Raw genomic sequence first — 15,036 nt, forward strand, 5'->3', positions numbered from 1 at the left:
ACAGTTCTACTTCCGTACAACTGACGTGACCGGTACCATCGAACTGCCAGAAGGCGTAGAGATGGTAATGCCAGGCGACAACATCAAGATGGTTGTGACGCTGATCCACCCAATCGCGATGGACGACGGTCTGCGTTTCGCAATCCGTGAAGGTGGCCGTACCGTTGGCGCGGGCGTGGTTGCTAAAGTTCTCGGCTAATTGCTGATAACATTTGACGCAATGCGCAATAAAAGGGCATCATTTGATGCCCTTTTTGCACGCTTTCACGCCAGAACCTGGCTCATCAGTGATTATTTTTGTCATAATCATTGCTGAGACAGGCTCTGCAGAGAGCGTATAATTCGAAAAGCGAATTAGCATTTCGATTTGGTTTGCCTCGCGATCGCGGGGTGAAAATGTTTGTAGAATACTTCTGACAGGTTGGTTTATGAGTGCGAATACCGAAGCTCAAGGGAGCGGGCGCGGCCTGGAAGCGATGAAATGGGTAGTGGTAGCCGTTCTGCTGATCGTAGCGATCGTCGGCAACTATCTTTATCGTGACATTATGCTGCCGCTACGCGCGCTTGCAGTGGTAATTCTGATTGCTGCAGCGGGTGGTGTCGCGCTGTTGACGACAAAAGGCAAAGCGACTGTCGCTTTTGCCCGCGAAGCGCGTACCGAAGTCCGTAAGGTAATTTGGCCGACTCGCCAGGAAACATTGCACACCACGCTGATCGTAGCGGCGGTAACCGCTGTAATGTCACTGATCCTGTGGGGACTGGATGGTATTCTGGTTCGCCTGGTATCCTTTATCACTGGCCTGAGGTTCTGAGATGTCTGAAGCCCCTAAAAAGCGCTGGTACGTCGTTCAGGCGTTTTCCGGTTTTGAAGGCCGCGTAGCAACGTCGCTGCGTGAGCATATCAAATTACACAACATGGAAGAGTTATTTGGCGAAGTTATGGTTCCGACCGAAGAAGTGGTCGAGATCCGTGGTGGCCAACGCCGCAAAAGCGAGCGTAAATTCTTCCCGGGTTACGTGCTGGTTCAGATGGTTATGAACGACGCGAGCTGGCACCTTGTGCGCAGCGTACCGCGCGTGATGGGCTTTATCGGCGGCACGTCTGACCGTCCGGCGCCAATCAGCGACAAAGAAGTTGATGCGATTATGAACCGCCTGCAGCAGGTGGGTGATAAGCCGCGTCCGAAAACGCTGTTTGAACCGGGTGAAATGGTTCGTGTTAATGACGGTCCGTTTGCTGACTTTAATGGCGTGGTCGAAGAAGTGGATTACGAGAAATCCCGCCTGAAAGTTTCTGTTTCTATCTTCGGTCGTGCGACCCCGGTAGAACTGGACTTTGCCCAGGTAGAAAAAGCCTAAGCAGCGATCAAAAAAGCGGCGATTTAATCGTTGCACAGGGCGCGAGATTGGAATACAATTTCGCGCCTTTTGTTTTTATGGGCCACGGCCTGTAAAACGATTTTATTCACGGGGAGCCTCGCTGAGGCGCTATCACCCAATCAGAGGATTTTAGAATGGCTAAGAAAGTACAAGCCTACGTCAAGCTGCAGGTTGCAGCTGGTATGGCGAACCCAAGTCCACCAGTTGGTCCAGCTCTGGGTCAGCAGGGTGTGAACATCATGGAATTCTGTAAAGCGTTTAACGCCAAAACTGAATCCCTGGAAAAAGGTCTGCCAATCCCAGTTGTAATCACTGTTTACGCTGACCGTTCTTTCACTTTCGTTACCAAAACCCCTCCTGCAGCAGTTCTGCTGAAGAAAGCGGCTGGTATCAAGTCTGGTTCCGGTAAACCGAACAAAGACAAAGTGGGTAAAATTTCCCGCGCTCAGCTGCAGGAAATCGCGCAGACCAAAGCTGCCGACATGACTGGTGCCGACATTGAAGCGATGACTCGCTCTATCGAAGGTACTGCACGTTCCATGGGCCTGGTAGTGGAGGACTAAGAAATGGCTAAACTGACCAAGCGCATGTCCGTGATCCGTGACAAAGTTGATGCGACCAAACAGTACGACATCAACGAAGCTATCGCTCTGCTGAAAGAACTGGCTACCGCTAAGTTCGTTGAAAGCGTTGACGTTGCTGTTAACCTGGGCATCGATGCTCGTAAATCTGATCAGAACGTTCGTGGTGCAACTGTACTGCCACACGGTACTGGCCGTTCCGTTCGCGTAGCTGTATTTACTCAGGGTGCAAACGCAGAAGCTGCTAAAGCTGCTGGCGCTGAACTGGTAGGTATGGAAGATCTGGCTGACCAGATCAAAAAAGGCGAAATGAACTTTGACGTTGTTATCGCATCTCCAGATGCAATGCGCGTTGTTGGCCAGCTGGGCCAGGTTCTGGGTCCACGCGGCCTGATGCCAAACCCGAAAGTGGGTACTGTAACCCCTAACGTTGCTGAAGCGGTTAAGAACGCTAAAGCAGGTCAGGTTCGTTATCGTAACGACAAAAACGGCATCATCCACACCACCATCGGTAAAGTGGACTTCGACGCTGACAAACTGAAAGAAAACCTGGAAGCTCTGCTGGTTGCGCTGAAAAAAGCAAAACCAACTCAGGCGAAAGGCGTGTACATCAAGAAAGTTAGCATCTCCACCACCATGGGTGCAGGTGTTGCAGTTGACCAGGCTGGCCTGAGCGCTGCTGCAAACTAATGCCTTTACGTGGGCGGTGATTTTGTCTACAATCTTACCCCCACGTTTGCTAACGAAAGTTAGCGGCTAAAAGAATTGTTCGTTGGAGCCTGGCCTAATCCAGGCCTCCGTCGAAGACCGCAGGTGTTTCGCAAGAGACTTAATCCCCTGCGTAGACGGTGACAGAACGCTAAGATTATTTTTGGATATTCTGGCTTGTTTCTGCTCACCGTATTAAGACGCTCTTTCCGTTGGGAAGAGTGAAGTGAGTTCCGGAACATGAGTTCCGGCAAACATCCAGGAGCAAAAGCTAATGGCTTTAAATCTTCAAGACAAACAAGCGATTGTTGCTGAAGTCAGCGAAGTAGCCAAAGGCGCGCTGTCTGCAGTAGTTGCGGATTCCCGTGGCGTAACTGTAGATAAAATGACTGAACTGCGTAAAGCAGGTCGTGAAGCTGGCGTTTACATGCGTGTTGTTCGTAACACCCTGCTGCGCCGTGCTGTTGAAGGTACCTCTTTTGAGTGCCTGAAAGACACGTTTGTTGGTCCGACCCTGATTGCATACTCTATGGAACACCCGGGCGCTGCTGCTCGTCTGTTCAAAGAGTTCGCGAAAGCGAATGCAAAATTTGAGGTCAAAGCCGCTGCCTTTGAAGGTGAGCTGATCCCGGCGTCTCAGATCGACCGCCTGGCAACTCTGCCGACCTACGAAGAAGCAATTGCACGCCTGATGGCAACCATGAAAGAAGCTTCGGCTGGCAAACTGGTTCGTACTCTGGCTGCTGTACGCGATGCGAAAGAAGCTGCTTAATCGCAGTTATCTTTATAAAGCATCTGCTTACGTATAAACTTATTCTGATATTCAGGAACAATTTAAATGTCTATCACTAAAGATCAAATCATTGAAGCAGTATCCGCTATGTCCGTAATGGACGTTGTTGAGCTGATCTCTGCAATGGAAGAAAAATTCGGTGTTTCTGCTGCTGCTGCTGTAGCTGTTGCTGCTGGCCCAGCTGCTGACGCTGCTGAAGAGAAAACTGAATTCGACGTAATTCTGAAAGCTGCTGGCGCGAACAAAGTTGCAGTAATCAAAGCTGTTCGTGGCGCTACCGGTCTGGGTCTGAAAGAAGCTAAAGACCTGGTAGAATCTGCTCCAGCTGCGCTGAAAGAAGGCGTGAGCAAAGACGACGCAGAAGCACTGAAAAAATCTCTGGAAGAAGCTGGCGCTGAAGTTGAAGTTAAATAAGCCAACTTTTCTGGTTGCAGCCTAAGTAATTAGGCTGATGGCTGGTGACTTTTTAGTCACCAGCCTTTTTGCGCTGTAAGGCCTCGGTAGCATTTCACACTGTTTGACTATCGATGTGTCTTTCAATGCTTGTTTCTATCGACGACTTAATATACTGCGACAGGGTGCTCGCTCTGTGTAAATCGCAATGAAATGGTTTAAGCGTGATAGCAACAGGTATTGCGGAAAGTATTCAATTTTCCGGTCCACAAAATGGTGTTGCACAAACTGTCCCTTCGTCGGACAGATGGGTCGACTTGTCAGCGAGCTGAGGAACCCTATGGTTTACTCCTATACCGAGAAAAAACGTATTCGTAAGGATTTTGGTAAACGTCCACAAGTTCTGGACATTCCATATCTCCTTTCTATCCAGCTTGACTCGTTCCAGAAGTTTATCGAGCAAGATCCTGAAGGGCAGTACGGTCTGGAAGCAGCCTTCCGTTCCGTGTTCCCAATTCAGAGCTACAGCGGTAACTCCGAGCTGCAGTACGTCAGCTACCGCCTTGGCGAACCGGTGTTTGACGTTCAGGAATGTCAGATCCGTGGCGTGACCTATTCCGCACCGCTGCGCGTAAAACTGCGTCTGGTGATCTACGAGCGCGAAGCGCCGGAAGGCACTGTTAAAGACATTAAAGAACAAGAAGTCTACATGGGTGAAATTCCACTCATGACAGACAACGGTACTTTCGTTATCAACGGTACTGAGCGTGTTATCGTTTCCCAGCTGCACCGTAGCCCGGGCGTCTTCTTCGACAGCGATAAAGGTAAAACACACTCTTCCGGTAAAGTACTGTATAACGCGCGCATCATTCCTTACCGTGGTTCATGGCTGGACTTCGAGTTCGATCCAAAAGACAACCTGTTTGTCCGTATCGACCGTCGTCGTAAACTGCCTGCAACCATCATTCTGCGCGCACTGAACTATACCACTGAACAGATCCTGGACCTGTTCTTTGAAAAAGTGATCTTTGAAATCCGCGACAATAAGCTGCAGATGGAGCTGGTGCCGGAACGTCTGCGTGGTGAGACCGCGTCGTTCGACATCGAAGCCGACGGCAAAGTGTATGTGGAAAAAGGTCGCCGTATTACCGCGCGCCACATCCGTCAGCTGGAAAAAGATGATATCAAACACATCGAAGTTCCGGTTGAATACATTGCAGGAAAAGTAGCCGCGAAAGATTACGTTGATGAATCAACTGGCGAGCTGATCTGCCCGGCTAACATGGAGCTGAGCCTGGATCTGCTGGCTAAGCTGAGTCAGGCTGGCCACAAACGTATCGAAACGCTGTTCACTAACGATCTGGACCACGGTCCGTACATCTCTGAGACTGTACGTGTCGACCCAACCAACGATCGTCTGAGCGCGCTGGTAGAAATCTACCGCATGATGCGTCCTGGTGAGCCACCAACTCGCGAAGCAGCTGAAAGCCTGTTCGAGAACCTGTTCTTCTCTGAAGACCGCTACGATCTGTCTGCGGTTGGTCGTATGAAGTTCAACCGTTCTCTGCTGCGCGATGAGATCGAAGGTTCCGGTATCCTGAGCAAAGACGACATCATCGAAGTGATGAAGAAGCTCATCGATATCCGTAACGGTAAAGGCGAAGTGGACGATATCGACCACCTCGGCAACCGTCGTATCCGTTCCGTAGGCGAAATGGCGGAAAACCAGTTCCGCGTTGGCCTGGTGCGTGTAGAGCGTGCGGTGAAAGAGCGTCTGTCTCTGGGCGATCTGGATACCCTGATGCCTCAGGATATGATCAACGCCAAGCCGATTTCTGCAGCCGTGAAAGAGTTCTTCGGTTCCAGCCAGCTGTCTCAGTTTATGGACCAAAACAACCCGCTGTCTGAGATTACGCACAAACGTCGTATCTCTGCACTCGGCCCAGGCGGTCTGACCCGTGAACGCGCAGGCTTCGAAGTTCGAGACGTACACCCGACTCACTACGGTCGCGTATGTCCAATCGAAACGCCTGAAGGTCCAAACATCGGTCTGATCAACTCCCTGTCCGTGTACGCACAGACAAACGAATACGGTTTCCTTGAGACCCCGTACCGTAAAGTGACTGACGGTGTTGTTACCGACGAAATTCATTACCTGTCTGCTATTGAAGAAGGCAACTACGTTATCGCTCAGGCGAACTCCAACCTGGATGACGAAGGCCACTTTGTAGAAGATCTGGTTACCTGCCGTAGCAAAGGCGAATCCAGCTTGTTCAGCCGCGACCAGGTTGACTACATGGACGTATCCACCCAGCAGGTGGTATCCGTCGGTGCGTCCCTGATCCCGTTCCTGGAACACGATGACGCCAACCGTGCATTAATGGGTGCGAACATGCAACGTCAGGCCGTTCCAACTCTGCGTGCTGATAAGCCGCTGGTTGGTACCGGTATGGAACGTGCTGTTGCCGTTGACTCCGGTGTTACTGCTGTGGCTAAGCGTGGCGGTACCGTTCAGTACGTTGACGCATCCCGTATCGTTATCAAAGTTAACGAAGACGAGATGTATCCGGGCGAAGCGGGCATCGACATCTACAACCTGACCAAATACACCCGTTCTAACCAGAACACCTGTATCAACCAGATGCCTTGCGTATCTCTGGGTGAGCCAGTTGAGCGCGGCGACGTGCTGGCAGACGGTCCGTCCACCGACCTCGGTGAACTGGCGCTCGGTCAGAACATGCGCGTAGCGTTCATGCCGTGGAACGGTTACAACTTCGAAGACTCCATCCTCGTCTCCGAACGTGTGGTACAGGAAGATCGTTTCACCACCATCCACATTCAGGAACTGGCCTGTGTGTCCCGTGACACCAAGCTGGGGCCAGAAGAGATCACCGCTGACATCCCTAACGTGGGTGAAGCTGCGCTCTCCAAACTGGATGAATCCGGTATCGTTTACATCGGTGCGGAAGTGACCGGCGGCGACATTCTGGTTGGTAAGGTAACGCCGAAAGGTGAAACCCAGCTGACGCCAGAAGAGAAACTGCTGCGTGCAATCTTCGGTGAGAAAGCGTCTGACGTTAAAGACTCTTCTCTGCGCGTACCAAACGGTGTTTCCGGTACGGTTATCGACGTTCAGGTCTTCACCCGTGACGGCGTTGAGAAAGATAAACGTGCGCTGGAAATCGAAGAGATGCAGCTCAAACAGGCTAAGAAAGACCTGTCTGAAGAACTGCAGATCCTCGAAGCGGGTCTGTTCAGCCGTATCTATGCGGTGCTGGTTGCCGGTGGCGTTGAAGCTGAGAAGCTCGACAAACTGCCACGCGATCGCTGGCTGGAACTGGGCCTGACCGACGAAGAGAAACAAAATCAGCTGGAACAGCTGGCTGAGCAGTATGACGAACTGAAACACGAGTTCGAGAAAAAACTCGAAGCGAAACGCCGCAAAATCACTCAGGGCGACGATCTGGCACCAGGCGTGCTGAAGATTGTTAAGGTGTATCTGGCTGTTAAACGTCAGATCCAGCCTGGTGATAAGATGGCAGGTCGTCACGGTAACAAGGGTGTTATCTCTAAGATCAACCCGATCGAAGATATGCCGCACGATGCTAACGGTACGCCGGTAGATATCGTACTGAACCCGCTGGGCGTACCGTCTCGTATGAACATCGGTCAGATTCTGGAAACCCACCTGGGTATGGCTGCGAAAGGTATCGGCGACAAGATTAACGCCATGCTGAAACAGCAGCAGGAAGTCGCGAAACTGCGCGAATTCATCCAGCGTGCCTACGATCTGGGTACCGATGTGCGTCAGAAAGTCGACCTGAACACCTTCAGCGATGAAGAAGTGTTGCGTCTGGCAGAGAACCTGCGCAAAGGTATGCCAATTGCAACGCCGGTATTCGACGGTGCAAAAGAAGCTGAAATTAAAGAGCTGCTGCAACTGGGTGGTCTGCCAACGTCTGGTCAGATTACGCTGTTTGACGGCCGTACCGGTGAACAGTTCGAGCGTCCGGTAACCGTAGGTTACATGTACATGCTGAAACTGAACCACCTGGTCGACGACAAGATGCACGCTCGTTCTACCGGTTCTTACAGCCTGGTTACTCAGCAGCCGCTGGGTGGTAAGGCACAGTTCGGTGGTCAGCGCTTCGGGGAGATGGAAGTGTGGGCGCTGGAAGCATACGGCGCAGCATACACCCTGCAGGAAATGCTCACCGTTAAGTCTGATGACGTGAACGGTCGTACCAAGATGTATAAGAACATCGTGGACGGCAACCATCAGATGGAACCGGGCATGCCAGAGTCCTTCAACGTACTGTTGAAAGAGATTCGTTCGCTGGGTATCAACATCGAACTGGAAGACGAGTAATTCTCGCTCAAACAGGTCACTGCTGTCGGGTTAACGCCCGACAGCAGAGTGTGCTAACTCCGACGGGAGCAAATCCGTGAAAGACTTATTAAAGTTTCTGAAAGCGCAAACTAAAACCGAAGAGTTTGATGCGATCAAAATTGCTCTGGCTTCGCCAGACATGATCCGTTCATGGTCTTTCGGTGAAGTTAAAAAGCCGGAAACCATCAACTACCGTACGTTCAAACCTGAGCGTGACGGCCTTTTCTGTGCACGTATTTTCGGGCCAGTAAAAGATTACGAGTGCCTGTGCGGTAAGTACAAGCGCCTGAAACACCGTGGTGTGATCTGTGAGAAGTGCGGCGTTGAAGTGACCCAGACCAAAGTGCGCCGTGAGCGCATGGGCCACATCGAGCTGGCGTCTCCGACTGCTCACATCTGGTTCCTGAAATCTCTGCCGTCCCGTATCGGCCTGCTGCTGGATATGCCGCTGCGCGATATCGAACGTGTTCTGTACTTCGAATCTTATGTGGTTATCGAAGGCGGGATGACGAACCTGGAACGTCACCAGATCCTGACTGAAGAGCAGTATCTGGACGCGCTGGAAGAGTTCGGTGACGAATTCGACGCGAAGATGGGTGCGGAAGCTATTCAGGCCCTGCTGAAGAGCATGGATCTGGAGCAAGAGTGCGAGCAGCTGCGTGAAGAGCTGAACGAAACCAACTCCGAAACCAAGCGTAAAAAGCTGACCAAGCGTATCAAACTGCTGGAAGCGTTCGTTCAGTCTGGTAACAAGCCAGAGTGGATGATCCTGACCGTTCTGCCGGTTCTGCCGCCAGATCTGCGTCCGCTGGTTCCGCTGGATGGTGGTCGTTTCGCTACGTCCGATCTGAACGATCTGTATCGTCGCGTGATCAACCGTAACAACCGTCTGAAACGTCTGCTGGATCTGGCTGCGCCGGACATCATCGTACGCAACGAAAAACGTATGCTGCAGGAAGCGGTAGATGCCCTGCTGGATAACGGTCGTCGCGGTCGTGCGATCACCGGTTCTAACAAACGCCCTCTGAAATCTTTGGCCGACATGATCAAAGGTAAACAGGGTCGTTTCCGTCAGAACCTGCTCGGTAAGCGTGTTGACTACTCCGGTCGTTCTGTAATCACCGTAGGTCCATACCTGCGTCTGCATCAGTGCGGTCTGCCGAAGAAAATGGCACTGGAGCTGTTCAAACCATTCATCTACGGCAAACTGGAGTTGCGAGGACTCGCCACCACCATCAAAGCCGCTAAGAAAATGGTTGAGCGTGAAGAAGCTGTCGTTTGGGATATCCTGGACGAAGTGATCCGCGAACACCCGGTACTGCTGAACCGTGCACCAACTCTGCACCGTCTGGGTATCCAGGCATTTGAGCCAGTCCTGATCGAAGGTAAAGCTATTCAGCTGCACCCACTGGTTTGTGCGGCGTATAACGCCGACTTCGATGGTGACCAGATGGCTGTTCACGTACCGCTGACGCTGGAAGCCCAGCTCGAAGCGCGTGCGCTGATGATGTCTACCAACAACATCCTGTCTCCAGCGAACGGCGAGCCAATCATCGTTCCTTCTCAGGACGTTGTATTGGGTCTGTACTACATGACCCGTGACTGTGTTAACGCTAAAGGCGAAGGCATGGTGCTGACTGGCCCGAAAGAAGCTGAGCGTATTTATCGCGCTGGCCTGGCCTCTCTGCATGCGCGCGTTAAAGTGCGTATCACTGAATACGAAAAAGATGCTAACGGCGAATTCGTTGCGAAAACCAGCCTGAAAGACACGACTATCGGCCGTGCCATTCTGTGGATGATCGTACCGAAAGGTCTGCCTTTCTCCATCGTCAACCAGGCGCTGGGTAAGAAAGCGATCTCCAAAATGCTGAACACCTGTTACCGCATTTTGGGTCTGAAGCCGACCGTTATCTTCGCTGACCAGACAATGTACACCGGCTTTGCTTATGCAGCGCGTTCAGGTGCATCTGTTGGTATCGATGACATGGTCATCCCAGAGAAGAAACACGAGATCATCTCTGAAGCAGAAGCTGAAGTTGCGGAAATCCAGGAGCAGTTCCAGTCTGGTCTGGTAACCGCGGGCGAACGCTACAACAAAGTTATCGATATCTGGGCTGCGGCGAACGATCGTGTATCCAAAGCGATGATGGATAACCTGCAAACCGAAACCGTGATTAACCGTGACGGCGTAGAAGAGCAGCAGGTTTCCTTCAACAGCATTTACATGATGGCCGACTCCGGTGCGCGTGGTTCTGCAGCACAGATTCGTCAGCTGGCAGGTATGCGTGGTCTGATGGCGAAGCCAGATGGCTCCATCATCGAAACGCCAATCACCGCGAACTTCCGTGAAGGTCTGAACGTACTCCAGTACTTCATCTCCACGCACGGTGCGCGTAAAGGTCTGGCGGATACCGCACTGAAAACAGCGAACTCCGGTTATCTGACGCGTCGTCTGGTTGACGTTGCGCAGGATCTGGTAGTGACCGAAGACGATTGTGGCACCCTTGAAGGTATCACCATGACTCCGGTTATCGAGGGTGGTGATGTTAAAGAGCCACTGCGCGATCGCGTACTGGGTCGTGTTACCGCGGAAGACATTCTGAAGCCGGGTACCGCAGACATTCTGGTTCCACGCAACACGCTGCTGCACGAACAGTGGTGTGACCTGCTGGAAGCGAACTCTGTTGACTCCGTGAAAGTGCGTTCCGTTGTATCCTGTGACACCGACTTTGGTGTATGTGCGCACTGCTACGGTCGTGACCTGGCACGTGGCCACATCATCAACAAAGGTGAAGCCATCGGCGTTATCGCGGCACAGTCCATCGGTGAGCCGGGTACACAGCTGACGATGCGTACGTTCCACATCGGTGGTGCGGCATCTCGTGCGGCTGCTGAATCCAGCATCCAGGTGAAAAACAAAGGTAGCATCAAGCTCAGCAACGCGAAATCGGTTGTGAACTCCAGCGGTAAACTGGTTATCACTTCTCGTAACACCGAACTGAAGCTGATCGACGAATTCGGTCGTACCAAAGAGAGCTATAAAGTGCCTTACGGTGCTGTTATGGCGAAAGGTGATGGCGAGCAGGTTGCCGGCGGTGAAACCGTTGCAAACTGGGATCCACACACCATGCCAGTTATCACCGAAGTGAGTGGTTTCATCCGTTTCACTGACATGATCGACGGCCAGACCATTACTCGTCAGACTGACGAGCTGACCGGTCTGTCTTCTCTGGTAGTTCTGGATTCTGCTGAACGTACTACCGGCGGTAAAGATCTGCGTCCTGCACTGAAAATCGTTGATGCTCAGGGTAACGACGTTCTGATCCCTGGTACCGATATGCCTGCGCAGTACTTCCTGCCTGGTAAAGCGATTGTACAGCTGGAAGATGGCGTACAGATCAGCTCTGGTGACACCCTGGCGCGTATTCCTCAGGAATCCGGCGGTACCAAGGACATCACCGGTGGTCTGCCACGCGTTGCGGACCTGTTCGAAGCACGTCGTCCGAAAGAGCCGGCAATCCTGGCTGAAATCAGCGGTATCATCTCCTTCGGTAAAGAGACCAAAGGTAAACGCCGTCTGGTTATCACCCCGGTAGATGGCAGCGAGCCGTACGAAGAGATGATTCCTAAGTGGCGTCAGCTCAACGTGTTCGAAGGTGAACGCGTAGAACGTGGTGACGTGGTTTCCGACGGTCCAGAAGCGCCGCACGACATCCTGCGTCTGCGTGGTGTGCATGCTGTTACGCGTTACATTGTTAACGAAGTACAGGACGTATACCGTCTGCAGGGCGTTAAGATTAACGATAAACACATCGAAGTTATCGTTCGTCAGATGCTGCGTAAAGCGACCATCGAGAACGCGGGCAGCTCCGAGTTCCTGGAAGGCGAGCAGGTTGAGTACTCACGCGTCAAGATCGCTAACCGCGAACTGGAAGCGAACGGCAAAATCGGTGCGACCTTCTCGCGCGATCTGCTGGGTATCACCAAAGCGTCTCTGGCAACCGAGTCCTTCATCTCTGCAGCATCGTTCCAGGAAACCACTCGTGTCCTGACCGAAGCCGCTGTTGCAGGTAAACGTGATGAACTGCGCGGTCTGAAAGAGAACGTTATCGTGGGTCGTCTGATCCCAGCGGGTACCGGTTATGCGTACCATCAGGATCGTATGCGTCGTCGTGCTGCAGGCGAACTGCCAGCTGCACCGCAGGTGACTGCTGAAGATGCATCCGCGAGCCTGGCAGAGCTGCTGAACGCAGGTCTGGGCGGTTCCGACAACGAGTAATCGTTGATGCCGTAAATAAAAAACCCGCCTCGGCGGGTTTTTTTACAGCTGTAGCTTTTAATTCAGCAACGGTATGCGTCGATAAAGCTCAATCATGTCGCCCGCCAGATCCTGGATGACCATCGCGTTCATCAGGTGATCCTGAGAATGGACGGTAATCAGGTTAACCGGAAGCTTCCCGGTGCCTTCATCAAGACCAATAAGCTGTGTCTGGATGGTGTGCGCATGCTTCACATACTCGCGCGACTCTTCCATCGCCTTTTCGGCCCCGTCAAAGTCACCTTTACGCGCCATCTGTAATGCCGTCAGGGCAGCACTGCGCGCCGCACCCGCGTTGACCAGCAGTTCCATGATTGTCGTTTCTAAGTCTTCCATTATGACTCCAGCAGTTTGAGCGCTTTTTCCAGTACGGCATCACCTTTCATCATGCCGTAATCCATCATGTCGATCACCGCGACCTTTTTACCCAGCGGCTCGGCCTGGGCCTGAAGTTTCGCCTGCTCGTATTTAACCTGTGGCCCCAGTAATACGATGTCGGCCGTCGCGATGTTGTCTTTAAATTCCGCGACCGGAACGGCTTTAATGGTGACTTCAACCCCTTTTTTCTGCGCGGCGTCTTTCATACGTTGAACCAGCATGCTCGTTGACATTCCCGCTGCACAGCATAAAACGATGTTCTTCATAATCAGCCTCGATCTACATGTGTTTATTGATAATTATCCCGTGCAGACTGCTTCAACAACCGCTTTACGGTGATTGTGTGTCAGGCATCACAAAGAAATCGGCATTTTTCTGAAACCGGTTACAATTTTGCGCCGGGCAGCGAAAATCAGCCGACGGACGTTCGAATAATGCGGTTTTTTCCCTGTTGTTTCGCGCTGTAGAGGGCGTTATCTACGCTCCCCACCAGTTCTTCCAGCGGTTCGAAATGCCATTCTCCCAGACCGGCACTGAACGTTACCCGCAGGTTTTCTTCCCGCCAGACGCGTTTTTCAACGGCGGTACGCCACGCGTCCAGTAACGAGAATGCGCTAGCGATCTGGTCAGCCTGGAAAATCACTGCGAACTCTTCTCCACCGTAGCGGTAAACCGAGACGTTATGCGGCTGCATTATCTGGATCCCTTCACGCGCCACGTTACGCAGGACAATATCACCGCTCAGGTGACCCCAGGTGTCGTTAATCGATTTAAAGTTGTCGATGTCAATCAGCGCCAGGGCGAAAGGCTGGTGGGCACTGAGTAGCTCATCTATATCGCTATCAAATGCCCGGCGGTTTTTGCAGCCGGTGAGTGCATCATGGGTGGCCTGGCGCACATAGGCCATCTCACGCGCTTTATTGGACTGAATGGTATGGCTAAGCATCGCTTCCAGACGCGGAGCCTGGTTGACGTCGCCGGTTTTGATGGCGTTGATAATCGTCATCAGCACGGTACGCGACTCATGGCGCAGGTACAGACCGAAGAGGATGATAATGATGGCCGCCAGCGCAAAACCCCAGCCGACGATAGTGGTCTCATGGCGGGTAATGTCGGTGAGCGTTGCGCCCGAAACCCGGTAGATGACAAACCAGTCCGGGTTGGTGAAGGAGTAGTAGTAATACCAGGCTTTGGTTTTCTTATCATACAGATGGCCTTCGCCGCTGGTCATTTTGTCCATCAGCGCTTCGCTCACGTACTGCTTGAAGAGCGCGCCCGGATCAGGATGAAGCACCACGGCACCGTCGCGTTCGACAACAAAGAATTCCCCTTGTACAGGCGCTACCATCTGACGAAGGGTAAACCCCATGGAGGTCAAATCGAGATGAAATGCTATTGTACCCTTGAGCCGTCCTTCCGGCGAAATCAACGGCTTATAAAGAGTGACCGTGGGATGCCCGGTAAAATAGTCCATGTAGGGGCGGGTATAGTGGCTGAAGATGCTGGCTTCCGCCTGGGCGATGAACCATGGACGCGTCCGGGGATCGAAGGTTTTGCTCTTTTCCGTGGGAAGTACCTCCGGCGCGCGCAGATAACGGCCCTGGGTGTCTGTCAGAGAAATGGAAGAGACGGTCGGCATCAGGTTCTGTAGATGCATCAACATCTGTAAACCCTGCGACGGATTGACGTTCAGCATCTCGTTCAGCGTGTCGTTGCGTGCAAAATAGAGCGCCGAACGCCCAAGGATATAGTCGTTTTCACGCAGGATAGATTCGGTGTAGTTCACCGCCAGGTTGTGGGTGAAGTTACCATTAATCTTATGATAATCCTCAAGAAAATCTTTTTGTTGTGAAAGGGTAACCACGACCGCGATCAGCGCAAAACTGCACAGGATCCCCGCAAAGCTGAGCATAATGGGTCGGGTAAAAGAGAGCTTTCTGCTGTGAAGTGCCATGAGTTGTACATCAATCCTGATGGTGAGTTTTTCGTCTGCCGATATCCTCTCAGCATAGTCGCTGTCCTGCGGTTAGCTGTGAATTATACGGAACACAGTTTCAGATGAGATGATTTATCTTAAGAACCATTAAGAAAATAC

11 protein-coding genes and 1 pseudogene are annotated in these 15,036 nt (G+C 52.2%); 9 read left to right on the plus strand and 3 right to left on the minus strand.

All coding sequences use genetic code 11. The features are described 5' to 3' along the window. The 9 genes and pseudogenes from tuf to rpoC all read left to right on the plus strand — a co-directional run. Nucleotides 1–199 (plus strand): annotated as a pseudogene (gene tuf / locus ACMWKA_RS23695) (elongation factor Tu); the annotation flags it as partial. Nucleotides 200–428: 229 nt separating this feature from the next. Then, nucleotides 429–812: a preprotein translocase subunit SecE gene (gene secE, locus ACMWKA_RS23700; RefSeq protein WP_013094999.1), complete on the plus strand. Its 384-nt coding sequence runs from the start codon at nucleotides 429–431 to the stop codon at nucleotides 810–812. Nucleotide 813: 1 nt separating this feature from the next. Beyond that, the gene (nusG, locus tag ACMWKA_RS23705; RefSeq protein WP_003862341.1) at nucleotides 814–1,359 is read left to right on the plus strand and encodes a transcription termination/antitermination protein NusG; all 546 of its coding nucleotides are present in this window, start codon (nucleotides 814–816) and stop codon (nucleotides 1,357–1,359) included. A gap of 155 nt (nucleotides 1,360–1,514) precedes the next feature. After that, nucleotides 1,515–1,943, plus strand: coding sequence for a 50S ribosomal protein L11 (gene rplK / locus ACMWKA_RS23710; protein WP_008503452.1), 429 nt, complete (start codon nucleotides 1,515–1,517; stop codon nucleotides 1,941–1,943). Nucleotides 1,944–1,946: 3 nt separating this feature from the next. Next, complete coding sequence (gene rplA, locus ACMWKA_RS23715; RefSeq protein WP_013095000.1) at nucleotides 1,947–2,651, plus strand: 50S ribosomal protein L1; 705 nt, start codon at nucleotides 1,947–1,949, stop codon at nucleotides 2,649–2,651. 292 nt (nucleotides 2,652–2,943) lie between these two features. After that, a complete protein-coding gene (gene rplJ, locus ACMWKA_RS23720) occupies nucleotides 2,944–3,441 on the plus strand; it encodes a 50S ribosomal protein L10 (RefSeq protein WP_013095001.1) in 498 nt (165 codons plus the stop codon). 66 nt (nucleotides 3,442–3,507) lie between these two features. Then, the gene (rplL, locus tag ACMWKA_RS23725; RefSeq protein WP_013095002.1) at nucleotides 3,508–3,876 is read left to right on the plus strand and encodes a 50S ribosomal protein L7/L12; all 369 of its coding nucleotides are present in this window, start codon (nucleotides 3,508–3,510) and stop codon (nucleotides 3,874–3,876) included. Nucleotides 3,877–4,195: 319 nt separating this feature from the next. Further along, nucleotides 4,196–8,224: a DNA-directed RNA polymerase subunit beta gene (rpoB, locus tag ACMWKA_RS23730; RefSeq protein ID WP_008503453.1), complete on the plus strand. Its 4,029-nt coding sequence runs from the start codon at nucleotides 4,196–4,198 to the stop codon at nucleotides 8,222–8,224. 76 nt (nucleotides 8,225–8,300) lie between these two features. After that, nucleotides 8,301–12,524, plus strand: coding sequence for a DNA-directed RNA polymerase subunit beta' (gene rpoC, locus ACMWKA_RS23735; RefSeq protein WP_013095003.1), 4,224 nt, complete (start codon nucleotides 8,301–8,303; stop codon nucleotides 12,522–12,524). 57 nt (nucleotides 12,525–12,581) lie between these two features. On the opposite strand, the gene ACMWKA_RS23740 is transcribed toward rpoC, so the two are convergent. The 3 genes from ACMWKA_RS23740 to ACMWKA_RS23750 all read right to left on the minus strand — a co-directional run bounded on the left by ACMWKA_RS23740 (nucleotide 12,582) and on the right by ACMWKA_RS23750 (nucleotide 14,895). Then, complete coding sequence (locus ACMWKA_RS23740) at nucleotides 12,582–12,899, minus strand: PTS lactose/cellobiose transporter subunit IIA (protein WP_020684626.1); 318 nt, start codon at nucleotides 12,897–12,899, stop codon at nucleotides 12,582–12,584. After that, complete coding sequence (locus tag ACMWKA_RS23745; protein WP_023334100.1) at nucleotides 12,899–13,207, minus strand: PTS sugar transporter subunit IIB; 309 nt, start codon at nucleotides 13,205–13,207, stop codon at nucleotides 12,899–12,901. The genes ACMWKA_RS23740 and ACMWKA_RS23745 overlap by 1 nt, the downstream gene beginning before the upstream one ends. A 146-nt stretch (nucleotides 13,208–13,353) precedes the next feature. Then, nucleotides 13,354–14,895, minus strand: a complete 1,542-nt coding sequence (locus tag ACMWKA_RS23750) for a diguanylate cyclase domain-containing protein (protein ID WP_414760655.1) — start codon at nucleotides 14,893–14,895, stop codon at nucleotides 13,354–13,356. Nucleotides 14,896–15,036: the final 141 nt, after the last annotated feature.

This window comes from Enterobacter sp. 03-F-07-AD-ECC (genome assembly GCF_047530935.1).
GTDB classification, from domain to species: domain Bacteria; phylum Pseudomonadota; class Gammaproteobacteria; order Enterobacterales; family Enterobacteriaceae; genus Enterobacter; species Enterobacter cloacae.